The organism is Anabaena sp. WA102 (genome assembly GCF_001277295.1).
GTDB lineage: Bacteria > Cyanobacteriota > Cyanobacteriia > Cyanobacteriales > Nostocaceae > Dolichospermum > Dolichospermum heterosporum.
The window spans coordinates 18,996-44,496 of the sequence record NZ_CP011456.1; the positions used below are offsets into that span (position 1 = coordinate 18,996).

Here is a 25,501-nt window from a genome sequence, read left to right on the forward strand (position 1 = left end):
AGCCGTTTTGAGTATAGCTATGACTTTAACATTCAAATTCCCTACATGATCATTAGTTGGAGTACTGAACAGACACTGAGAACTTAAACTGACAATTTAAGCTTGATGTCAGCAGTCAAGGCACTTGCATCAAGGGTATTAATCAACCCATCACCATTGATATCAGCAGTGGCATCAAAAATTCCCTTATTAAAGTTCGTTTTTGCTTGGTTCAGTGAACCTAAATCACCAGTATTAACTTTGCCATCATAGTTGATGTCTGAGTTAAAGGTGGATTTACCGGACAATTTAACCTCGTACTGAGACCAATCAGGAACGTTGGTAAACAATACCAGACCATTAGTAAGATCAAAGTTTTCCTTAGCTGCTGAAGGATCATAGGTCAACTCAACCCGTTGACTAGAACCCGGATTCAGGAATAGGTCTTTATCCCCTGACAAATCCAGATTATTCACAGTCACCCCGCTGACATTAATCTGAATATCGGAAACCACCAGGATACCTGTCCCCGTATTGTTGATATCAAAGTATTTGGTGATATCAGCATAATTGGGGCGGACATAATCGCTGTCTTGGTAGCCCTTACGAAACTGGGATAGTTCTGTTGTGAATTTGATACTAGAATCATCGGCATTGCCTGAATTATCGGTAATAGCCAAACCTGGAATCACAATATCAGCTTCCTTTTCAACTGTAATAGTAAAGATATCACTAACATTTGCTCCGGCTTTATCTGTAGCGATCGCCTTAACATTCAAACTACCAACATTATCATTACTGGGAGTACCGCTAAAGGTGCCAGTTGTGGGATTAAAGGTTAACCAACTTGGTAAAGCATTGCCATTTTCTAATGTTGCGGAATAAGTCAGAAAATCACCAGCATCAATATCGCTGAAAGTGTTGGTGGGAATTTGGAAGTTAAAGAGGTTATCTTGTTTAGCGTTTTGATCGGCGATCGCATTACTCAAAATCGGTGCATCGTTGATGTTTTCAACGGCAATTACAAAGATATCACTAACAGTTTCCCCGGCTTTATCTGTAGCGATCGCCTTAACATTCAAATTCCCTACATGATCATTAGTGGGAGTACCGCTAAAGGTGCGAATTGTAGGATTGAAAGTTAACCAACTTGGTAAAGCATTGCCATTTTCTAATGTTGCTGAATAAGTTAGAACATCACCAGCATCAACATCTGTGAAGGTATTGGTAGGAATTTGGAAACTGAAAGCGTCACCTTGTTTGGCGGTTTGATCTGCGATCGCACTATTTAGAATCGGTGCATCGTTGACATTTTCAACGGTAATTACAAAGATATCACTAACATTTGCTCCGGCTTTATCTATTGCGATCGCCTTAACATTCAAATTCCCTACATTATCATTAGTGGGAGTACCGCTAAAGGTGCGAGTTGTAGGATTGAAGGTTAACCAACTTGGTAAAGCATTACCATTTTCTAATGTTGCGGAATAAGTAAGAACATCACCAGCGTCAATATCAGTAAAAGTGTTTTCTGGGATAGTGAAACTAAAGGCTGTATCTTCAGTTGCCGTTTGAGGGGCGATAAGGTTAGTAACTGTAGGCGGATTATTAACTATGATTTGTTGGTTGCCAAAATCAATTCCTGTACGGACTTCACCTGCTGTCAGGTTGACGGTATGAACAAGGTTAATGGTATTGTCGAATATGGTAGTTGCCCCATTGTTATTGTTGTTACCAGGATCAACAGGATTGGGATTAGAAGTTGCATCACTGAGATTGAGAATACCTTCTGCGAGTTTCAATAAATCTACACGGGGATAATTTTTACCAGTATTGGTAACGTTGTCATTCTCGTTATCACCGTCGTTGATAATGACACTGTTTGTACTCAGGAGATTGCGGAACTCATTAACTGTCAATTTCCGACCAAGTTTTTCTTCTGCTATCTGCTGCGCGAGAGTTGCCACGCCTGTCATGTATGCCGTTGCTTGACTAGTTCCTCCCATAGAGGTAGTACCACCACTGGCATTAGCACCTGTAATTAAGATACCAGGAGCAAATACATCTAATAGGCTAGGATCACGTTGGGAGAAACTAGCGATTTGGTCAGCAGTTGTGGTGTAATCAATTGCACCACCAACAAAGTTTTTCTGAGTGCCAGAATTATCCGCCCAAACCGCACTAACGGCGATGACATTGGGATCTATCGCCGGGTAAGCCAATCCGGGATTACTGCCATACTGGTAGAAGCTGTTACCTGCGGCAGCACTGATAATGATATTTTGGGAAGCGATCGCTGCTAATTCATCACCAATGCCATAACGAGACGTGGCCGTTGTCCAGTTTTGACTATCTCCCAGAGAAAGGTTGACAGATGCAATATTATATGTATTGCTATTGGCGGCGACCCATTGCAGGGCTTTTTCTAAATCGGAGAAGCTGCCAGAACCATTATCTTTAAAGACTTTTAAAGCGATGATATTAGAATCGGGGGCAACGCTGGTAAAGATGCTGGCAATGTGAGAACCGTGATTATTTTTATCACTGGCATCTGTGTCATTATCGGCAAAGTCGTATTCATAGACGATTTTATCAGCAATACCGTTATTATCAGCATCAGTCCCAAAGACAGGATGATTTAAGTCTATACCCGTATCAATGATAACCGTAGTTAAACCGTTGCCTTTGATGTTAGCAAAGCGGCTATCTGCCCAGAAATTACCCAGATTAATTAAAGAAGTTGCCTGACTATCCACCAAACTGGAAATTGTGGTGCTAGGAGTTTCCAGAGGAGGCGTTACTGTAGTATTGGCAGAGGCATCGTCATCAACAATAGTCACAGTAGCACTGCTTTGATTACCGATGGTTGCGCCACCTGTGGGGTTAGTTAGTTTAATTGTAAAATATTCGTCTCCCTCAACTTTGTCATCGTTACGGATTTTGATGGCATTAGGATTACCTAACAGGGCATTCTGCACATAAACAAGTTTGCCGGTTTCATTGGCAGCAAAGGTGACAGTAATCGGAATATTGTTGAAATCATTATTGACGGAACTAGCCGCACATCCACACCCTTTGGCTGTACCATCAATGAAGCTAAGTGTGGCACTAACCGTATTACTGGCGTTTCCTGTGCGAGTTACCCAAATTTCTGTGACTGCTGTGCCGTCTTCCTTGACTATATAATTAGCCGCATTAAAGTTGAGTTGAACCTCGTTAGTTGAGTCGAGGGGGGAAATAATATCTAAAGTTGGCGTATAAAGGGGAATTTCCGCGCTAGTGGTAGTAATATTCACACCAGGGAAGGTTTGCTTCCATCCTGTTTGCTGCACTTCCGCGATAGTATAAATCCCAGGACGCAGATTAGTAAATTGATAATTGCCGTTTGCGTCAGTAATAGTCGAGATTTCGCCGTTGTCTAATTGTCCGTTGGTGTTGGTATCGAGGTAAATTGTCCAACCTTGTAAACCAACTTCTCCAGCATCTTTTAGCCCATTGCCATCAAGATCATGCCATTTCATGCCGCGAATTTCGGCATCATTATCGGTAATGCTGACCGCAATATTAGGAAGTGTGACATTGTTGTAATTAGCATCTGTACTGCTAACACTATGGCTAATTATACTGGTGTGGTTGCCTTCGGCGATAGTGTCGTTAACGGCACTCACGGTAACAGTTTGGGGAGTATTCCAGTTAGCAGATGTGAAAGTGACGGTAGTTTTATCAATGGTAATTTGATTACCACCGTTTAGGGTAACAGTCACATCAGCAGTCGGTTGAGTTTTGAGAACAAGGGTATAACTATCAGTATTACCGCCTTCGGTGACGGCGGTGCTACCACCACTTTGAGTTAAAGTAATGCCGGGGGTTGGCGGTGCAGCAATGGTAAATGTTGCGGTTTTGGCTGCATCACCACTATTACCCGCATTATCTTGGATGGTAGTAGCATCAACTTTTAAGCTATAAAGACCAGGAGTGTTAGTTAAACTATCTAACCCCTTAATGCGATAGGTTGTATCGGAGAGATAGGTAACAGTGACGGTATTGGGTAAAGTTAGGTTAACACCGTCGCGGGTAAGGGTAAGATCACTCTGATCGAAGGTATTGAGGTTAATTTGTTCAGAGAATTGAACATCAATAGTATTGACTGGGTTAAGGGTTGAGGTGGGAAGGTTAGGGAATTGGGTAATAGCGGGTTGAGTAACATCAGCAAAAACGCCAAGAGTAGCAGTAGAAATGTTTGCGGCAGCATCTTGTACCCGAATTTCTAGGTTACGAGAACCGGGGGAGGGGAGTTGAATATTGCCACTAAATTGCGTTCCGGTGACGTTAGCTTGTCCTAAGTCTTGGTTAGTGGTTAGGTCTGTGATATAAACCCGGAGGTTAGATTCGGGTAAATTGCCTGTAATGGTGATATTTTGGCTATTAACTCGGAATTGTCCGAATTGATTGAGAATTCCTAGTGAAGCGGTTTGTAGTTCGGCTGTTGGAGTAGCGGTAACTTGAATATTAGTGGGAATATTGGGGGCAATGCTGTCTAATATCCAGGTTTGATTTAGGGAGTTACTGACGCTATTCCCTGCTGCATCTTTAATTCCTGTCCCGTTAACAGTAAGGGTGTAAACGCCATTATCCGTTTGTAATCCGCTTAATCCTTTGATGGTGTATGTGGTTTCGTTGCGTTTTTCTAGGGTGACACCATTGGTGATTAAATTGGCACTACCATCACGGGTTAAGATCAGGTCATTAAAATTCAGTGTATCTTTGTTAATTTCCTCAGAAAAACTGATTTCTACGCTAGTAACTGCCGTATTGCGAGGACTGGTGAGGTTAGTAATACTGGTGAGGGTGGGAATAGTGTTGTCCAGTACCCAGTTAAAGCCTTTACCGCCTACGCCGTTGTTACCATCGGTATCCTGTACGCCATTAGCGGTGACTAATAATTGATAGTCGCCTTCGGTGTTGGTAAATTGGGCAAAGTTACCGACTCTGAAGGTAGTAGCATCAATTGGGGTGATGGTGACGGTGTTGTTAACTAAGCTTTCGCCGTTGTTGCGTCTTAGGGTGATGTCGGTATAGTCGAAGCTACTGGGGTTAATGGCTTCTGTGAAGGTGACATCGAAGGTATTAACGGCAGTGTTAAGTAAGGTGGAGTTAAAGCCGATAATTGAGGCAATAGCGGGTCTGTCGCCTGTAAATGTCCAAGTTTCGTTGACAATACCTGCCCCGGCGTTACCTGCTAAGTCTTGGATACCTGTGGCATTAACACTGAGTTGATATTGTCCAATATTGCCCGTAATGCCGGTTAGGTTGTTGATTTGGAAGGTAATCGGGTCAATTTGGCTGATTGTCACCCCGTTGGTGATTAAATTTGCCCCACTATCAAGGGTTAAGCTTAGGTCTTGATAATCAAAGGTATTGGCACGAATGGCTTCACTAAAGACGACGGTTAAGTTATCAACGACTGTATTGCGGGGGTTGGGGGAAACGTCAACGATTTCTCGGACTTGGGGGGCTGCGTTGTCGTTGCTGTTGTAGATGATTGTGTAGCTGCCCGTGCTGTCTTTGTCGAGGAAATGTAAGATATTTTCGTATACGGGTCGTCCAGTGGCGGGGAAGGTTCTATCTGTGCGCCAGATGTTATCTAGATTGATTAGAGTACCATCGGAACGTAATAGCTGTTTGATCTGGAATTGTCCATTGGCGGGATCTGCGAGGGTGATATAAGTCCAACCGACCTCACCCCCTAACCCCTCTCCTATGAGGAGAGGGGAGTTTACGGTGATTTGTGCTTCTAGGTCGAATATGGTAACGGGTGCGTCAACGGTGGCGGTGTCAATGGTGGTAACGGGTGCGGTTGTGCCGTTGCTGAAGTAGAGGGTATCGGGGTAGAATTTGGCATCAAAGGTGTCGTTAACGAGGAAATCAGGCAGATTATCACTGTCTGCTGCAACTTTTTGGATTAATTCGTGGATTTTGACTTCTTTGATTAGAGAGAGTTCTTTGTTGCCGAGTCCGTTAATGTGTTCAAAGGTGGCTTTGTATTCGATGAATTTACCCTGGAGGGTGGATTTGAGCAACCAGTTAGCGACGGCGGTTTCTCCTGCTTGGATGTCGCCAAAGTTGACTGCGAGAGAGGGAGTAACGTCTTGTCCGTTGAGTTGAGAACCAATGATATTAAAGTCAATGAGTAAGCCCTTTTCATTTTCGATGATTTTGGGCTGAGATGAAGTAATATTGAGGTTTTTAGCGTCTCCATAACCTTTGTTTTGGACTAAGACGGCGAGATCGAAGGGTACGGATACTTCGGTGGCATCGGTGAAGGGGTCGTCTCCATAGACGTTGCGGGATTGGAAGTAGTCGAGGTAAAGTTCCGCTTGGGGTAGTACGGTGATACCAGTGGAAAGTAAGGGGACGTTTATGACTTGTCCGTTTTCGGTGTAGGAAAGTGTGCCGCCGATGCTGTAGGTGGTGGGTACTTGGGGGGCGGCGAGGTTAGTGGGGATGAATGTCCATTCGGCACTGCCTAAGCCTTCGTTTTGGGGGGTATTGGGGTCATCGCCTGTCAGGATACCTGTACCATCTACGGCGGTGATGTTTTTTAGGGTGGGGTTGGTGATGCCAAAGAGATCGTTAACGATATTGCCGTTTTGGTCTTTGATTTGGAGGGTGACGGAGAGGTTTTCGAGGTTGGTGGCGTTGCCGTTGTCGATTTCTAGTGCGCCGAGGAAGGCGGAACGAGTCATTACCGCTTCTTGGTCAATGGTAATGCGGACTTGAGCGCAAACACTCTTTTGAACATCTTCCGCAAATAATGCTGTTGTTGGGGCAGGAGGACTTTCAGGAACACAGGGAATTATCACAGGTGGGGGCGTTCTATAACCACCACCTGCACTACCACTACCACTACCACCTGCACTACCGTTACCACCTGCACTACCGTTACCACCAGGTACTCCTGGTGGGCAACAGTCACTAGCATTTAGAATTTGAACGATTTCTCTTTTAAAGTTATCAATAGTTCCGCAGGGATAAGAGTAAGAAAGTCCTGCTAAAATATCGCAGCAAGTGGAAAAAATTAGTTCATAATCTGGCTTAAATTCTACATCAAAAGGAACATCAAAAGCTCCTCCATTAGTTTCTAAAAGCTGTAATGTATCTAATTTACCGATGGAGAAAAATGTAGATAACAAACCTTTTTCTAATTGTTCTAGAAAATCTTTTCTTAAAAGATTGCCAGGAGCAAAGTCAACTGTGTCAGCTACCTTAATTCTAAAATCATCAGAAGGAACCAACTCATAAACACAGTCTGTTCCTTTCTTCAAACGGAGTTCAATACTACCAACTACTTGTCTATAGTCTGGTTGTAGATTTGATCCCATTGGATTTTGTAATATTTCTTGTGTATCTCCATTGCCATTAATGTCATCTTTATCAAAAACTTGAGGAAGTGTACCAGTTCCACCATACCCAACACCTCCAGCAATTAAACCTGGAATACTTAAGTCAGTAACAGAGTAACTTAAATGCAAAAAATTTTCTGGTAAACCAGGAACCGGAATTCCATTCCTATCTTTGCCATCAGCGTTATGATTTGGATTTACATAATAGTCAGGTAGTAAATCCTCAACCTTCCATGACTTTTCTTTAAGTTTGCAATCATCTTTTAAATCTTGTATAATTTCATCGGAAATTTCATCTAGCATTATATCGAATATTCCTTTGACGAATTTCTGAGTAAGACTTGAGTATTTAAAGCCTGTCCCAAAAATTCCAGATTCCCCTTCAACTATTGGATCTCCATCTTTGTATTGTTTGAACGGAGCAGGTTTACTACGACTTGCATCTAAGTAGAGTTGATAAAGTTCTTTCGATTGATTACCGAAATAGTACCCAATCTCAGAAAGAAAATCATCGTGAAAATTAGGAGAAGTTCCACCAAACTCAAGGTTGTAGACCTCCGTTGGCGTTAAATCGGGAGCGATGGGATTACCGTATATATCTGGGTCGTAATATACTCCAAGGTCGCTACCTGGACTATAGTAAGGATCTGGTTGGGGTTCAACACTATTGAACAAAGTCAATTGAGTGTTATATGTAAGCCTATTAGAATTTGATATACCTAAAAATTGGAATGGATTCGATTGAAATTCTGAATTATTCTCTTCTACTACATTTGAAATCTCAGCACTATAAATATTTGTTGTTGAAGACTGAGACAATCCTTCAGACAAATTAAAGCCTTGGAATCCTCGATTAGTAATAATCACAGGGATTGTTAGCGAACTCTTAGCTGGTAATACACCTATGTCTGTAATTAGCGGTTTTAGATCCCAGAGTAAGTGATTGTTGGGAAAAAACAACTCTACATTTTCTGCTGCAATTAATCCATGATTCGTAACAGTAAAATCAATTTGATTGACTTCTCCTGGAAGTTGAGAGAGTTTGGAGAGATCGATATTTCCAGGAGTCATTGTTACAACTGGAACAGGCACATCTGTCTCAAAAACAGACTCTAAAGTAATATTATATTCATCTTGAATCTCAGTCGGAATAACTGTCCATTGATAATTAACAGTCTGTCTTGGTAAAAATATTTCTGTTTCGCCAAACGAACCTGGAGTAATAGTATACAAATTTGTATATCCGCCGTGTTTATCAGCCCCTACTTTTAATGTATATGTTCCCTCACTTATATCATCAAAAAATACTGAACCAGTGGCATCCGTGATCCCTTCAGCAACTACATTTTGACTCCAAGGATCGAGCAATTGGATTTTCGCATTTTGAACCTTGGGTGCGCCTTCAACATAAAAGGTATAATCATCAACGACATTAACCCGTAAATCCCCAACTGCTTCAGAAACAGCACGAAATTCAAAGGCTAAAGATAAATCTCCATCATTACCTTCTGCATCTAAAAAGAGATTTCCTTGATAGGAAGTAAGCGGGAAATTAGCATCAGGAGTCAGTAATAAAGTAACTTTCGTTGATTCTCCTGGATTTAATGCCGAAATTGTCACAGGAGAAGACAACTTTAACCAAGGTTCATTCGGTAACAACACCTCAATATTTTCTGCAACTCCTCCCCCCTCATTCGTCACCTCAAACTCAACAACCGTCTGATCTCCCCGTAACATCCCACTACTCACCAAATTAGTAGAAGCGACTAAACGGGGGACAATCCGCTCTAAATTGACATTAACAGGTAAAACCGCCGTCGCGCCTTCCGCACTGGTAAGCTTGATATTAAAAGTATCTTGGGTAATATAAGAATCATTAGGCGCAGTAATCGTGTAGCTAACGGTATTATTCCCCGAACCATCCAAGACGGAGGGAGTATTAACCTGAACATTCCACCCCTCCACCACACTGTCAACCGTCGCGGTAATTCCCGTTAAACCAATATTCGTGATATTTTCCAGTCCCACAGAACCAGTAAAGGGAGAATTTGCAATGATTTTATTAGTGACTTGATTGCTATTAAACTTCATTCCCAACAGCTTAAAACTGTCCTCTGGTGCTGTGTCTTCAGTAGGGTTACTGGGGAAATAGGCATTAATGTTATATTGTCCCCCTTCCGTGGGTAGGGGATTAAATGCCTTAACAAAATTACCGTTACCATCGGTAAACGCGCTTAACTCCCGAATTGTGCCGTTATTTTCAATCTTAATGGTGACAAATTCAAAAGGTACAGGGGAATTATCCGCATTATTAACCGCACTTCCTCGCAAAGTCACCGCTTGTCCATTTGTCCCAATTACCGTATCAGTGGAAACGGTGGCTTTATAAGCAGGGGTAACAGTAATGGGAGTGATGACGGTGTTATTCTGTTCTCCTAACCCTGCGCCTTCATTAACAGTATTATTCGCGTCTGTGGTGGCAATTAAATAATATTGTCCCGCAGTTCTCGGTGCAAAGAAGGGAATATTACGCTCATAGAAGGAATCAAAGGGAATATTGGGGGTAAAGGTGGTTTCAGTGATCAGAGTATCGCCGCTATCTAATTTATTATCCGTAGATAGATAAACCTTGTCCGTCCAACTTCCCGTCGCACCCGTTAAGCCTTTATTTTCGACTTTATAAGTTAAGAAAGACTGCTTTCCTGTAAAAAGTGGAATAGTTGTCGGTGCTAAATTGGTAATTTGTAAGTCAGGAACATCAATATCACTAACTTCGACGGTTTTTACACCATTATTAAACCCGTTCGCAGTTGCAGTCAGGGTAACGGTTTGACTACCATCGCTTACCCCATCATTTACCCCCGTCACAATAAAGGTAGCAGAAGTTTCTCCGGCAAGAATCGTAACGGTTTGGGGTGTGGTTGCTTCTGTGGTATCGCTACTGGTGAGGTTAACGGTTAATGCTTCTGTTGTGGGGGTATTTCGGGTAATGGTAGCGGTAGCAGTTCCCGTCTCGCTGATAATGTTTTTATCGAGGGTTAGAGTTAAACTAGGACTTTCATTATCTGTAACATTAAGATTAGCAGTTGCTTGTCCTGCATCTACTGTGATATTTGTGCCTGTATAGGTAGGTTTAGCGGTAACTACAACCGCTTGTATGCCATCTAAAATGGTATCATCAACCCCTTGTATTTCAAAGGTTGCTGATGCTTGATTAGCAGGAATAATGACGCTGGTGGGAACAGTTGCTTCTGTGGTGTCGCTGCTACTAAGTTGAACTTCTAGGGGAGTATTGGTAATAATATTTCGGGTGACTGTAGCGATCGCTTTACCCCCATTCTCGCTGATACTATTAGCAGCTAGGGTCAAGGTTAAAATCACCCCATCATTATCTATCACTGCTACAGTATTCTGACCACTAATAAACCCAGAAGCTGAGGCAATAATTGTATAGTTTTTCGGCAGTTCTATTAAGGTATCATCAACGGCAGTAATATTAAATGTTGCTGAAGTTGCACCTGCTGGAATGGTAACAGTTGTAGGTACAGTAATTTGACTACTTTCACTATTAACTAAGGTGACTGTTAAGGGTGCTGTCGTGTCTGTATTACGGGTGACTGTTCCCTGAATGGTGTTACCTTCGTTGACTTGTTGGGAATTAATATTAACCGTTAAAGTGGGTTTAAAATCATCATCCAAAATGTTGACAATCGCGCTCTTTTGTGCATCATTAATTGTTGCTCCTCCAGTCGGGTTAGTTAGGGTTAAGTTGATGGTTTCTGTATTTTCTAAAACCGTATCATTGATGATGGGAATAGTAACTGTTTTACTGGTTTCTCCGTTAGCAAAGTTAACCGTAATAGGTGTAGCAACATAATCACTTCCTGATGTTGCTGTACCATTTGTTAATAATATTTGTGCGCTAATTGCCCCATCACTTCCCCCAGTGCGGTTAATAGTAACTTGAGTGACAGGTGTGCCATTTTCATTAATATCATAAGTGGCATTGCTGAAGGATAAAACACCAGGCACTGCATCATTATCAATGATACTTAAAAAGGCTGTTGTTTGTGTCCCTAATATTGCCCCATTGGTGGGATTTGATAGGGTTAAGTTGACTGTTTCTGTGGGTTCATAAACCGTATCATTATTGATGGGAATATTAACAATTTGACTGGTTTCTCCATCAGTAAAATTAACCGTAATAGGTGAATTATTATAATCACTTCCTGCCGTTGCTGTTCCATTACTAGGGGTTAAAGTAACACTAACTATGCCATCACTTCCCCCTGTACGATTTAATGTTATGTTAGTAACTGGTGTACCATTTTCATTAACACTATAACTACTCGTATTAAAAGCAATTGTACCCGGTCGTAAAGGATCATCATTAATGATGATTAATGTGGCTGTTGTTTGCGTTCCTAATGTTGCACCACCAGTGGCATTTGTTAACGTTAAATTGATAGTTTCATCGGGTTCAAATTGAAGATCATTAACGATAGGAATGGTGATAGTTTTACTGGTTTCTCCACTAGCAAAACTAACCGTAATAGGGGTGTTATTGTAGTCAGATGGTGCAGTTGCTGTACCCCCTGTATAGGTAATGGTTGCGCTAACTGCGCCGTCACTTCCTCCAGTACGATTTATGGTTATATTAGCTGTTCCGTTTTCGTTAACGCTGTAACTTGCAGTATTAAAAGATAATGTACCTGGATTACTTATTGGATCAGGTTGTAAAGTAAATAAAGCACTATCAGGAACAATTTGCTTGGGAATATTGCCATCAACACTTGACCAAGAAAAATTCATGACTTCGCCTCCATTGGCCTCACCGTAGAGCATTAAAATGTCATGTAATCCTGCGGTTAAAAATGCTGTACCACTTATTTCTATCGTGCCGTGTAATCCTCCATTATTAACTGTAGAATTACTAGCAGACGGAGAAAATGCTGCACCATCTAAAAATAAATAACTAGCATCATCACTATTCAAATAAAATGTGTAATTTCCAGTTATAGGAATATTAATATATCCCTGCCAAAGAACACTAAAAGTGTCTAAATCTGCGAGGGAAGTATTGCCAAGATTCCAAGAATTACCAGCAAAGTCTATCGTGCTATCATTGCGGCTGAGAACGAGTTGATTTTGAGCAAAGAAATTAAAATTATCGTTCCAATAACCATCGTAATATTGTGCTGCTAATCCACCAGAAGCTACGCTAGGATTCGTAAAGTAATTAGAATTAATATCTAATCCTGTTACTCCTTCAACAACGGCAATTAATTCATCGGGTTCTGTGCCTGGTTTATCAATAAATATTCCTGTTCCTGACACTCCAGCAATGGGAGAATTAGCGAGAATATAATTACTTTTTGCCCCGAATAATTGAATCTTATCTTCATTGATATTAAAGTCTTTAATCAGGGCATAATCACTAATACCATTAGTGCTAGTATTGCCATCATCATAATAGGCTTTTGTCGCATCTCCTAAGATAAAGCGATCGCTTCCTGTTCCCCCTTCTAATGTATCAATTTCACCGATTCCAGGAGCAGCCGCAGTAGTATTAACACCAATTAGGCGATCGCTTCCATCCCCACCATTAAGGGAGTCATTACCAGTACCCCCTTCTAGGGTATCATTCCCTGCATTACCTGTGAGGGTATTATTGCCACTGTTACCTGTGAGGGTATTGTTAAGGGTGTTACCCGTCGCATTGAGGTTATTTGTGCCTGTGAGAGTGATATTTTCAACATTAGCGAGGGTTTCAACGCTGTAGGAAATAGAAGCTTGAATGATGTCTATTCCTGCACTAACATTCTCATTGATGGTGTCCCCTAGTTCATCAATAATGTAAGTATCATCGCCGATACCCCCTTCAAGGATGTCAATACCCGTACCACCGTTGAGGGTGTCATCCCCTGCACCACCTTTTAAGGTATCTTCAAGGTTGCCACCGATGAGGTTATCGTTACCGCTACCACTTGTAATGTCAAATTTCTCGATATTGACGTAATTTACAGAGTTTCCAGTGGTGGAGATTGTTCCACCGCCATTATTAGGGGTTGTGGAGGTTATATTGGTGCTAAGGGTGGAGTAGTCAACTTTTAATAAGTCAATATCCGCACCTCCATCAACATTATCAACACCTAGTCCGGGGTCTAAAGCATCATTACCCGCTTCACCATAGAGGTTATCATTCCCTCCTAACCCTGAGAGAGCATCATTACCTGTTCCCCCATAGAGGTGATCTGGATTGGTATCACCTCCTTGCAGACTGTCATCCCCGGCTTCTCCAAACAGTTGGTTCCATCCCGTTGCACTACCAATGACCGTATCATTGCCTGCACCCGCATAAATTTCATTTTTCCAAGTGTCATTGTAATTATCGGTAGCGGAAACGTTGATATTATCGTTCCCTGAACCTGTTCTGAGTCGAGTTCTTTCTATTCCTTGGAAGACTGTGCCGTTATTTGACCCACCTGTGATACTGCCATTGTTGACATTGGTATAGCTAATGGTGGTATCGGCTGTGTCGTTACGGTTGTCTATGTCTAGATAGTCGTTGCCATTTCCCCCATCAATACTATCTGCACCTGTTCCTGGGGCTAAATAGTCATTTCCCTCACCCCCATTTAAGGTGTCATTACCTGCTTCACCATAGAGGTTATCATTCCCCCCTAACCCTGAGAGAGCATCATTACCTGTTCCCCCATAGAGGTGATCTGGATTGGTATCACCTCCTTGCAGACTGTCATCCCCGGCTTCTCCAAACAGTTGGTTCCATCCCGTTGCACTACCAATGACCGTATCATTGCCTGCACCCGCATAAATTTCATTTTTCCAAGTGTCATTGTAATTATCGGTAGCGGAAACGTTGATATTATCGTTCCCTGAACCTGTTCTGAGTCGAGTTCTTTCTATTCCTTGGAAGACTGTGCCGTTATTTGACCCACCTGTGATACTGCCATTGTTGACATTGGTATAGCTAATGGTGGTATCGGCTGTGTCGTTACGGTTGTCTATGTCTAGATAGTCGTTGCCATTTCCCCCATCAATACTATCTGCACCTGTTCCTGGGGCTAAATAGTCATTTCCCTCACCCCCATTTAAGGTGTCATTACCTGCTTCACCATAGAGGTTATCATTCCCCCCTAACCCTGAGAGAGCATCATTACCTGTTCCCCCATAGAGGTGATCTGGATTGGTATCACCTCCTTGCAGACTGTCATCCCCGGCTTCTCCAAACAGTTGGTTCCATCCCGTTGCACTACCAATGACCGTATCATTGCCTGCACCCGCATAAATTTGATTTTTCCAATGGCCATCATAATTATCTGTAGCCGAAACGTTGATATTATCGTTCCCTGAACCTGTTTTGAGTCGAGTTCTTTCTATTCCTTGGAAGACTGTGCCGTTATTTGACCCACCCGTGATACTGCCGTTGTTGATATTGGTATAGATAATGGTGGTGTCGGCTGTGTCGTTACCGTTGTCAATCTCTAGATAGTCGCTGCCATTTCCCCCATCAATACTATCTGCACCTGTTCCTGGAGCTAAATAGTCGTCTCCGTCTCCTCCATTTAAGGTATCATTACCTGCTTCACCAAAAAGGTAATCATTCCCCCCTAACCCTGAAAGAGCATCATTACCTGTTCCTCCATAGAGGTCATCTCGATTGGTATCACCCCCTTGCAGACTGTCATCCCCGGCTTCTCCAAACAGTTGGTTCCATCCCGTTGCACTACCAATGACCGTATCATTGCCTGCACCCGCATAAATTTGATTTTTCCAATGGCCATCATAATTATCTGTAGCCGAAACGTTGATATTATCGTTCCCTGAACCTGTTTTGAGTCGAGTTCTTTCTATTCCTTGGAAGACTGTGCCGTTATTTGACCCACCCGTGATACTGCCGTTGTTGATATTGGTATAGATAATGGTGGTGTCGGCTGTGTCGTTACCGTTGTCAATCTCTAGATAGTCGCTGCCATTTCCCCCATCAATACTATCTGCACCTGTTCCTGGAGCTAAATAGTCGTCTCCGTCTCCTCCATTTAAGGTATCATTACCTGCTTCACCGAAAAGTAGATCATTCCCCCCTAACCCTGAGAGAGCATCATTACCTGTACCCCCATAGAGGTCATCTCGATTGGTATCACCCCCTTGTAGACTGTCATCTCCTGCTTCTCCATACATTTGGTTATATCCCGTTGCACTACCAATGACCGTATCATTGCCTGCACCCGCATAGATTTCATTTTTCCAATAGCCATCGTAATTATCTGTAGCCGAAACGTTGATATTATCGTTCCCTGAACCTGTTCTGAGTCGAGTTCTTTCTATTCCTTGGAAAACTGTGCCGTTATTTGACCCACCTGTGATAGTGCCATTGTTGACATTGGTATAGATAATGGTGGTGTTGGCTGTGTCGTTACCGTTGTCAATGTCTAGATAGTCGCTGCCATTTCCCCCATCAATACTATCTGCACCTGTTCCTGGAGCTAAATAGTCGTCTCCGTCTCCCCCATTTAAGTTATCATTACCCGCTTCACCATAAAGGTTATCATTCCCCCCTAACCCTGAAAGAGCATCATTACCGTCCCCACCATAGAGGTCATCTCGATTGGTATCACCTCCTTGTAGACTGTCATCTCCGGCTTCTCCAAACAGTTGGTTCCATCCCGTTGCACTACCAATGACCGTATCATTGCCTGCACCCGCATAAATTTGATTTTTCCAATGGCCATCGTAATTATCTGTAGCCGAAACGTTGATATTATCGTTCCCTGAACCTGTTTTGAGTCGAGTTCTTTCTATTCCTTGGAAGACTGTGCCGTTATTTGACCCACCCGTGATACTGCCGTTGTTGATATTGGTATAGATAATGGTGGTGTCGGCTGTGTCGTTACCGTTGTCAATGTCTAGATAGTCGCTGCCATTTCCCCCATCAATACTATCTGCACCTGTTCCTGGAGCTAAATAGTCGTCTCCGTCTCCCCCATTGAGGGTATCGTTACCTGCTTCACCAAAAAGGTAATCATTCCCCCCTAACCCTGAAAGAGCATCATTTCCTTCTCTTCCACTTAGGGTATCATTTCCTTCATTTCCAGTCAGGATATCATTGATCAAACTGATGGTATTAGAACTATAGATGGTTGCATTGATATCTGTAACTAAGTATGGCTCATCAACTGCTAAGATGCCACTGTATGCTGCTAATACATCCGGGCAAAAAGCTAAAACTACGGATTTTCTGTCATCTGTAACGGGAAAACTCACCTCTAACTGCCAATTTCCGCCTAAAGCTGCATTGCCTGTTTTTGTTGCCGATGCCCTAATATTTGCTTTTGTAATCTGATGTAACTTACGAATAAATTCTTCCCCAACATCTCCAGCAGCCACATTACACCCATAAAATAAAATGCTATTGCTTTGCCAATGCTGTAATAAATCAGCATATTTACTGATATTATCTAAATTAAGTTGACTATTTCCTAAATATAAACATCCGGGCGCACCGTGAGAAACGATATGAATAGTGGTAATTTCGGGATGCTGTCGTAAAAATGCGGTGATTTGTTTGATACCGTCTTGATTTGGGTTAAGAGCGATCGCTTCTACCCCCTCTGCAACTCCCGCCTGTAGAGTTTGATAATCGGAAACAGATGGATCAATAAAGACAACTATTCCTGAATCTTCTTTTGTCTTAAATCCCACATTCCTCACCCCATTTGCCCAAGCACCCTGTAAACCTGCTGGTAATCTACCAAAGGCCAGTATCATCTTTTCACGAAAATCCGGTCTTTGAGTAAACTTCTGAAGCTGTTCCTCAGTATCTCGAATTGCTATTTGCACAACACCTAATAGATCATTATGGGTTAGCCCATTCAAGTTCAGTGTTTCAGAGGATTTGATTAGGATCATCGGTTTAACTGGGTGCTTGGTGTAGATATTGTCAGATTACCTGTAATTGACAATACACTAAAGCGTAAATACAAGCAAGTGTTACTTTGAACAAATTAATAATTGTTCACTGTAGTACCTAATCCCCATTACCCATTAAACATCTAAGTAGGTGAACACAATAAAACCAATCTGTGTAAAGAAACATAAAATCGCCCAAACCCTCTTCACTCTTGCCTTGCCATAACGACGATTTTCAACGCCAACCTACTTAGTATAAGATTGGAGGTAGGAATAATGCTAATTTTTGAGTTTAAAACGTAAAATTAAGATAAATAAGTAAAAATATGACTCAATATACTGAGATAGTGTTGGTGGCTGATTCTATCTTCATTTCTCACTCCTGACTGGGCGCAGGCCCTGCGCCCCTACCTCCTATCCCTAAGTAGGGTTTGCTGATAGCGTAGCGTTAGCCATACTCCTAGTACACTGTGGCGTAAGTGAATGAACTATTCTAAATCCTCCAAAAGCCTATACTGTCTTCATTTTGACTTTTGACTTCCGCCTTGCGGTACTAGCACTCACAGACAACTTTTTCAGCAAACCCTAATTAGTTAAATTTTTACAGATTCCTGAGACTCTACATTGATTGTTTGTAAATAGTCTTCTTTTTGGAAGTAGTAATAGCTATGGGGTTCATTTTTCACAATTAGACCATTAACTACCTGTCCTAAGACATTTTGACCAGATTTTGCCAATAGTTCTTTAGCAAAAGTCGCATTCACAGAATCAACTACACCAGGACGCACTACCAATAAAACACCATCAGCCATTTGTCCTAAAGTAACAGCATCAGCAGCCACATTTAAAGCTGGTGTATCAACAATGACAAAATCATACTTGTCAGAGAAGTTAGCCATTAAAGTTGCCATGCGTTGTGAGTCGAGAAGAGATGCTGGACTGGGAGGAACTATACCAGAAGTCAAAATATCTAAATTAGGCATGACTTTTTTAATTATCGCAGTAATTTCTTCCTGTTTGAAAATTAAATTACTTAAACCTTGATTATTTATTACGTCCCAAATTTTATGCTGAACTGGACGGTGCAAATCTCCATCTATTAATAAAACTTGTTTATCCATTTGTGCCATTGCTGTAGCTAAATTAGCTGCTACTGTTGATTTACCTTCCTTGGGTACAGAACTGGTGACAATAATAACTTTTAGCTCTTTATCAGCACTGATAAAATTAAGATTTGCCCTCAACATTCGGTAAGCTTCACTAATAGAAGAACGAGGAAAATCTCGAATTATAATTCTTTGACTATAGCATTCATCTGGTTCATTATTTTTAGAGGTTCTTTTCCACTTAGTAGCGGTAGGGATAACTCCTAACAAGGTTAATTCTAGTAATTTTTTGGCTTCATCAATAGTCTTAATAGATTTATCTTTCATTTCTAGGATGTATATAGTCATAAGAGCTGCCAGTATACTCAGTAATGCTGAACTGAGATAGGAAATTATGACAGAAGAAATAGGTTCATCAGGAACTTGAGCTTCGGATATTCTAGTTGCATTACCTAAGTTTTGATTTTCAGCTATCCTACTTTCTTGGAGTTTCTGAAGTAATAAGGAATAGGTAGATTGTCCTACTTGAAGTTTACGTTCTAATTGACGCTGTTGTTCTTCTAATTTAGGTAACGTATTCAATCTTTGTTTATAGGTAGATTGTAATTTTAATAAGGAATTAGCTTGATTGGCTAAACCTAGACGGTTGGATTCTAATTCTACGAGTTTACTAGAGAGTTGTTGCTGTAAAGCACTCAATTGTAAATTATCTTCTGCTTGTAGTTTATTTTTACCTATGGACTGATTTATCCTTTTGTCAATAACCTTGTTTAGAGAAGCAATTTTATCCTGTAAATCTATGATTTGTGGATGATTTTCCTGTAAAATTGTTTGTCTGTTTGCTAGTTGTGATTGTAGTTGTTGGATTTCTCTAAGAATATCTTGAATTCCAGAGATTTGGCTAATAGAAGTCATTGTTAATGCTTGTTTTGGGTTCATTCCCAATTGCTGAATGACTACTTGATACTGTGACTTAACATTAGCTAATTGAGATTGAGTATCGTTGATCCTTAATTGTAAATTACCAATAACTCGTACTGCTTCAGTAGCTTCTTCTTGTAAGGAAATAATTTTGTTTTTTTCTTTAAAATCTGCTAATTCAGATTCGGCTTGACGGACTACTAATTCGGCTTTGGGTAATTGTTTTTCTATGAATTTACGTCCTGCGCTTGCTTCGGCTCGCCGTGAAGACAGATTTTGCTCTAAATAAACTTTAATTATTTCATTTACAACTTGGGCGGCAATTTTGGGATTAGTATCTTTGTAGCTAATTTGGATAACATTAGTGCCTTTAACTTCTTTGACAACAAGATTTTTGAGAAATAGCTTAGGTTTTAGGGTAAAACCTTGACTATCTTTGAGATTTAGTCGTTTAATAGTTGTTTCTATAATAGGGTAAGAAGTTATTACTTCTACTTCTGTGCTGAGGGGGTTATTTTGTTCCATTAAAGGATCTAATTTGCCTATTTCTGCACCTAATCCTGTGATAGATGAGGCTATATTGCTTCTTTGAAACCGCAATTTACCTTCTGCAAAATAAATAGGTTTTTTCAAAGATGCAGCCAATTGTGCTATGATAAAAACGGAAATAGTAATTAATAAAGTGGCAAGCCAACGACGTTTGAGAATTGTCCAATATTTTTGCGGTGATATAGAAGATTCTTGTAGTTCCATAATAAATTAACTTTTTTATGTATGTTTTTCAAGTTGTGGAGTGAATGGTTTTAATGGCATTAATTACTCTTGCTAAATCTTCGTCCGTTAAATTAGAACCAGAAGGCAAACAAAGACCATGTAAAAATAAATTTTCGGCGACTTTACCACCAATACATTCATATTCAGAAAACACGGGTTGCAGGTGTAATGGTTTCCATACAGAACGAGCTTCAATTTGTTGTTTAGTAAGTTGGATGCGAATGTATTCTCGATCTGCACCAAAAGCTTCTGGGGTGATTGTTAAAGCCGTTAACCAGCGAGTAGAATAGCCAAAATTAGCTTCGGGCATAAATTCTATTCCTGGTAGATTTCCCAAAGTAGATTGGTAAATTTCAAAGTTGCGCCGTCTAGCGACTACCCTTTCATTTAAAACTTGTAATTGACCTCGACCAATACCTGCTAGAACGTTACTAAGACGATAGTTATATCCTATTTCTGAATGTTGATAATGGGGGGCAGGATCGCGGGCTTGAGTTGCTAAAAATTTGGCTTTGGCAATTAGTTGATCGTCATCAGAAACTAGCATTCCTCCACCGGATGTAGTGATAATTTTATTACCATTGAAGGAGTAAATACCAAACCGCCCAAATGTACCGGGAGAAAGCCCTTTGTAGGTAGCACCTAAAGCTTCGGCGGCATCTTCAATTAGAGGAATATCATATTGATTGCAAGCTTTGAGAATAGGTTCAATATCTGCACTTTGACCATACAAATGTACAACTATAACTGCTTTGGGTAATTTACCAAAGTAGGCGCGTTTTTGTAAAGCCTCTTGCAACAAGTCTGGGTTCATATTCCAGGAAATGCGATCGCTATCAATAAATACTGGTTTTGCGCCTAAATAAGTAATCGGATTAGCGGTGGCTGCAAAGGTTAAGGTGGAGCAAAAAACCTCATCTCCTCTGGTGACTCCAACTAATTGCAAAGCTAAATGTAAAGCCGCAGTTCCCGAACTTACAGCAGCAGCATGACTAGCGCCAGTTATTTGACAAAATTCCTGTTCAAAAGCATCAACATGGGGACCAATAGGGGCAATCCAATTGGTAGCAAATGCTTCTTTGACGAATTCTAATTCTTGGTTTCCGATATGGGGAGTGGAGAGGAGAATTGGCTTCATGGTTTTTTATTCTTTATCGTTTAAAAGTGATCAGGCGATCGCATTTGGCACTTATTATATTAGTTTGAACCTTCAGCCATTTGTCATTTGGCATTTCCCCATTAGCCCAAGCAATCAAAGCTGCGGGAATATTTGCTCCGGCTACATGAGAAAATGGATATCCACCACCAAAACGCGGGTTCATTTCTAATACGTAGTTCCCCTTTTTTCCGACAATTACATCACAATCTAAGTTGCCAATATGACCTAGTTTTTGTCCAATTTTCTCACCTATTTTTTCAAGTTCCTGATTTTCCACTGTGATAGCCCGGTCTGTTTCTCCGGCTCGCATGGTTAGCTTACGCTTCACAAAAGTGGTAATGTAGGAAGTTTCTAAATTACTAATGATATCAAGACCATGCTCTTGTCCAATTAGCTTTTCTTGAATTAAGATACATTTTTCAAAATCAGTAGAGCTTACCGTCGCTAAAAATGACTTTTGAATAGCTTTTTTCACAAATCGGTAGGCTAATTCTAATTCTTCATAATCTTCAGGATATTCAATACCAATTGATGCACTTCCCCACCGAGGCTTAATAACTACAGGAAAATCTATTTCTCCTCGCTCAATAGCTGCTTTTGCTTCTGCAAGAGAAAGATAAGTTTTTGGAGTCGGTATACCGATTGTTTCTAAGAATTGAAAAGTTAACCACTTGTCAAAACAAACATTAATAATTTCCGGTGAAGAGACAACTGGGATAGTTCCTATTTTAAGAAATTGATCACGTTGTTTTGCTAAATATGGTAGTTCCAAATCATTGAGAGGAATTAGTAACTTGACTTTTTTATTCTGACAGATATCCAGCAGCTTATCAAAGTAATCACTATCATTTACAGATGGTAATAAAAAACTTTCATCTGCTTCCTTTAATGCTGGGGCCTCTAGACTAGCATCACCAGCAAATACCAATCCTCTATTTTCTAAAGCTGCTTGAAAGAATTTTAAAAGGTAATTTCTTCTTCCTGCACAGGTCAACATAACGTTCATATTTTTGTCACTCATATTACATAAGTAGAAAACACATCTTGAGAAGTTTCTTGCCGTCTGACTAATGTATAATTCTTAAGGGTGGAATCATAGCTAATAATCGGAGGATTTGGGCGAATAAAAGGTGGTTTAAATACCACTGTATATGCACCTAAATTATCAAAAACTGCATAATCACCAATCCCAATTTCATGGGGATAATCTGGATATAAACAATCATGTTCCATACAAGTATAGCCAACTAAATCTACTGGAATACTTAGTTTCTTGGTTTGAGAATTTTCCGCATCACCGTAAACTTGTAGTGATAATTTTTTATCAGTTAAAGTTGGTTTAACATTGTGAATACTGCCAACCACAAGAGCAATCTGGCGTGATTTTATTGTTTTAATTCCCACCACCTTAGCGACAAATTTGAGAACATCTGCAACAATAACTACACCTGGTTCAATAATTAATTCTGGTTTAGGATTATCAGAAAATCTACTGCTTAATTGCGGGGCAATTGCCTCTGCATATTCCTGATAAGTGGGAATATAACAGTCAAATTGTTCCTTTAAATCATCGTTCATTCTGCCAAAGAAACCACCACCAACATCAATAAATTGAGGTGGTTTATCTGGGAAATAATCATCGCTGAGTTCGATAATTTTCTGCGTGCGTAACTTATAGGATTCTAAACTTCTTGTTGACGTAGAAATGTGACAATGTAATCCCAAGACTGAGCAATTATTTAATTCTCGGAATGTTTTAAAAACATTATCTAGTGCGCCTCCTTCCACATCAAATCCAAAGCGAGATATCCTCCCAGCACCCACATCAAAATTACATCTTAAACCGACTGCAATTTTTTGTTCTGGTAATCTTCGTGCTAATGCTGCAACTATTTCTACTTCTTCCAAACAGTCCAAGTTAACAATAGAACCAGCGAGAATTGCATTTTCCAGGTCTTCTGGAGACTTTAGCGGACCATTGAAGATAATTCTAGTTGGAGAGACACCAATACGCAAAGCTAGATCATACTCCATTTGAGAAACAACTTCCGCATAGCCGCCCAAAGAATCTACGGTTTGACACAACTTGGGAATGTAGTTAGTTTTATAAGAATAGCCTAAGTTGGTATGGGGATAAATCGAGCGAAAACCATGCAGGAACTCTTGATAATTGCGTTTGAATTTATCTAAATCAAGGATAAAAAAAGCATCACCAAATTCTTGCTCTAAATTCTGAAGTGTTTTCCAAGAAAGTTGCATTTTTAGTTCCTCAATTCAGTATGGATTGCTAGTACACAACGGCCTAAATAAATCAACCATTCTCAATCTCTCAAAAGCTTACGACCTATTCATTTTGACTTTTGACTTCACGGCAGTACTAGTCTTCACTCAATTAAAAGTAAGTAGGTTGACGTTGAAAATTGTCGTTATAGCAAGGCAAGAGGCAAGAGGCAATAGTAAAGAAGTTTTCAGCGATTTTACGTTTCTTTACACAGTTTGGTTTTATTGTGTTCACCTACTTAGCTTCTTTAATTAATCGAGCAGGCACACCTGCTACTGTACTTTTTGGCATAACATCCTTCATTGCTACCGATCCTGCACTCACAGTAGCCCAAGCTCCAATCTGAACTCCTGGAAATACAGTGCTTCCCAAAGCTAGAAAAGCTCCCTCATGGGCTGTTACACCGCCAGCAAGGTGGGAGAACGCCAGATGTGCATAATCTCCTACGCAGCAGTCGTGATCAACGCTGGTTTTAGTATTAATAATTACGTGCGATCCAATTCTTGAATAGGGCTGGACTATTGCACCAGCACAAACTACTGTACCTGCACCTAATAAAACTTCAGGATGAACCCAAGCATAGGGATGAATCACTGTTATCCAATTAAGATGAAGTTTTTCTACTAAACGCTTCCGGGTCTCATTTTGACCAATACCAATGATTGCATGAGAGAAGTTGCCAGATGTCAGCTCACTGACTGGACCAATAACTGGAATACCAAAAATATTCGTTCCTCTCTTTTGCAGATTATCATCGTAAAAACCTACTACTTGGTGGCCTGCTGCCATGAGCGTACTTGCTACTACTTTGGCATGACCTCCTGCTCCAATTACAGCTATTCTTTCTTTATTCATAACATCGTGAAATTATAGTGAAGTGACAATTAAATCTTCTACTTCGATAATTATGCTACTAAGAGACAAGCCAGTCCCAAACCCAGTCAGACATAGCCGACCACTAATTTTATTAATTCCTTGATTTAAGGCATAGCGACTAATAGCAATTGGTATGGAGGCACAACTTGTATTACCTATCCCTTCTACAAATATGGGAACTTTTTCTGCACTAATCTTTAATTTTGTGCGGATAGAATCAACCATGAATTTATTAGCTTGGTGAAATATAAATAAATCAATATCGTCACTGCTTAAATTGCAACTTCTCAGCGCAAAATTGACGATATCTGGCACTTCTTGAATTGAAAATGAAAAAACAGCAGCACCATCCATAGCAAGGTTATTCTCGCTTCTGTAGATTCCATTTTTTCTTAAATTAGTAATGTTTGTTTCCTCGGTATTTGGCTTTCTCATGCCACCAGCAGGGACAATTAACTTATCATAATCATCAGCAATAGTTCGCCAGCAAGCTGTTAGCCCTCTGCCTTTTTGATCAAATTCTAAAACACACGCAGCCGCACCATCACCAAATAACAATCGCTCAGTTTTATCTTTGGGATTTACCAATCTTGTAAGTGTATCTCCAACAACCAACAATCCGCATTTCATATCACCATTATTAATTAATCTTCCCAGTACAATTAGACCATGTGTAAAGCCCGCACATCCAGCATTTATATCTAGTGTAAAAATGCTTGCTTTTAATCCTAATTTATGACATAAGAGGAATGAATTACCAGGAATCAAATAATCTGGAGTCTGGGTAACACATACAATACAGTCTATATCTTCTTTCTTAAGATATGTATTTTTAAGAAGATTTTCGACGGCTTGGTACATCAGATCAAAAGCTGTTATATCGTCTTCGGCAACTCTTCTACTGTAAATGCCAATTCTTTGACTGAGACGCTCTATTTCTTCATAATCTAACACATCAGATAATTCATAATTAAATTCAGTTTTTTCAGGTAAAGCAATTGCTATACTTCGCATACTAATGTTGGAAATCATCACTTGTTGCATAGTATTTTCCTAAATTGAGAACAGATAT

At 40.5% G+C, this 25,501-nt stretch carries 7 protein-coding genes; all 7 read right to left on the minus strand.

Going from position 1 to position 25,501, the window contains the following annotated elements:
• Positions 1-83: 83 nt before the first annotated feature.
• The 7 genes from AA650_RS27415 to AA650_RS00120 all read right to left on the minus strand — a co-directional run bounded on the left by AA650_RS27415 (position 84) and on the right by AA650_RS00120 (position 25,473).
• Positions 84-17,312, minus strand: a complete 17,229-nt coding sequence (locus AA650_RS27415; RefSeq protein WP_053537478.1) for a Calx-beta domain-containing protein — start codon at positions 17,310-17,312, stop codon at positions 84-86.
• 593 nt (positions 17,313-17,905) lie between these two features.
• A complete protein-coding gene (locus AA650_RS00095) occupies positions 17,906-20,092 on the minus strand; it encodes a GumC family protein (RefSeq protein ID WP_053537479.1) in 2,187 nt (728 codons plus the stop codon).
• A 28-nt stretch (positions 20,093-20,120) separates the two neighbouring features.
• Positions 20,121-21,251 carry a DegT/DnrJ/EryC1/StrS family aminotransferase gene (locus tag AA650_RS00100; protein WP_053537480.1) on the minus strand — a complete coding sequence of 377 codons (1,131 nt, stop codon included), beginning with the start codon at positions 21,249-21,251 and terminating at the stop codon, positions 20,121-20,123.
• 13 nt (positions 21,252-21,264) lie between these two features.
• Positions 21,265-22,278, minus strand: a complete 1,014-nt coding sequence (locus AA650_RS00105) for an ATP-grasp domain-containing protein (protein ID WP_053541144.1) — start codon at positions 22,276-22,278, stop codon at positions 21,265-21,267.
• Positions 22,279-22,289: 11 nt separating this feature from the next.
• On the minus strand, positions 22,290-23,531 hold the full coding sequence (locus tag AA650_RS00110; protein ID WP_053537481.1) for a hypothetical protein: 1,242 nt from the start codon (positions 23,529-23,531) through the stop codon (positions 22,290-22,292).
• Positions 23,532-23,787: 256 nt separating this feature from the next.
• Entirely contained in the window at positions 23,788-24,408 is a 621-nt protein-coding gene (locus tag AA650_RS00115; protein ID WP_053537482.1) for an acetyltransferase, read from the minus strand.
• Positions 24,409-24,420: 12 nt separating this feature from the next.
• Entirely contained in the window at positions 24,421-25,473 is a 1,053-nt protein-coding gene (locus AA650_RS00120; protein ID WP_053537483.1) for a 3-oxoacyl-ACP synthase III family protein, read from the minus strand.
• Positions 25,474-25,501 lie beyond the last annotated feature (28 nt).

Excerpts from the sequence above, each read along its gene's own strand:
- AA650_RS27415 (WP_053537478.1), bottom strand. The coding sequence starts at position 17,312 with ATGATCCTAATCAAATCCTCTGAAACACTGAACTTGAATGGGCTAACC.
- AA650_RS00095 (WP_053537479.1), bottom strand. The coding sequence starts at position 20,092 with ATGGAACTACAAGAATCTTCTATATCACCGCAAAAATATTGGACAATT.
- AA650_RS00100 (WP_053537480.1), bottom strand. The coding sequence starts at position 21,251 with ATGAAGCCAATTCTCCTCTCCACTCCCCATATCGGAAACCAAGAATTA.
- AA650_RS00105 (WP_053541144.1), bottom strand. The coding sequence starts at position 22,278 with ATGAACGTTATGTTGACCTGTGCAGGAAGAAGAAATTACCTTTTAAAA.
- AA650_RS00110 (WP_053537481.1), bottom strand. The coding sequence starts at position 23,531 with ATGCAACTTTCTTGGAAAACACTTCAGAATTTAGAGCAAGAATTTGGT.
- AA650_RS00115 (WP_053537482.1), bottom strand. The coding sequence starts at position 24,408 with ATGAATAAAGAAAGAATAGCTGTAATTGGAGCAGGAGGTCATGCCAAA.
- AA650_RS00120 (WP_053537483.1), bottom strand. The coding sequence starts at position 25,473 with ATGCAACAAGTGATGATTTCCAACATTAGTATGCGAAGTATAGCAATT.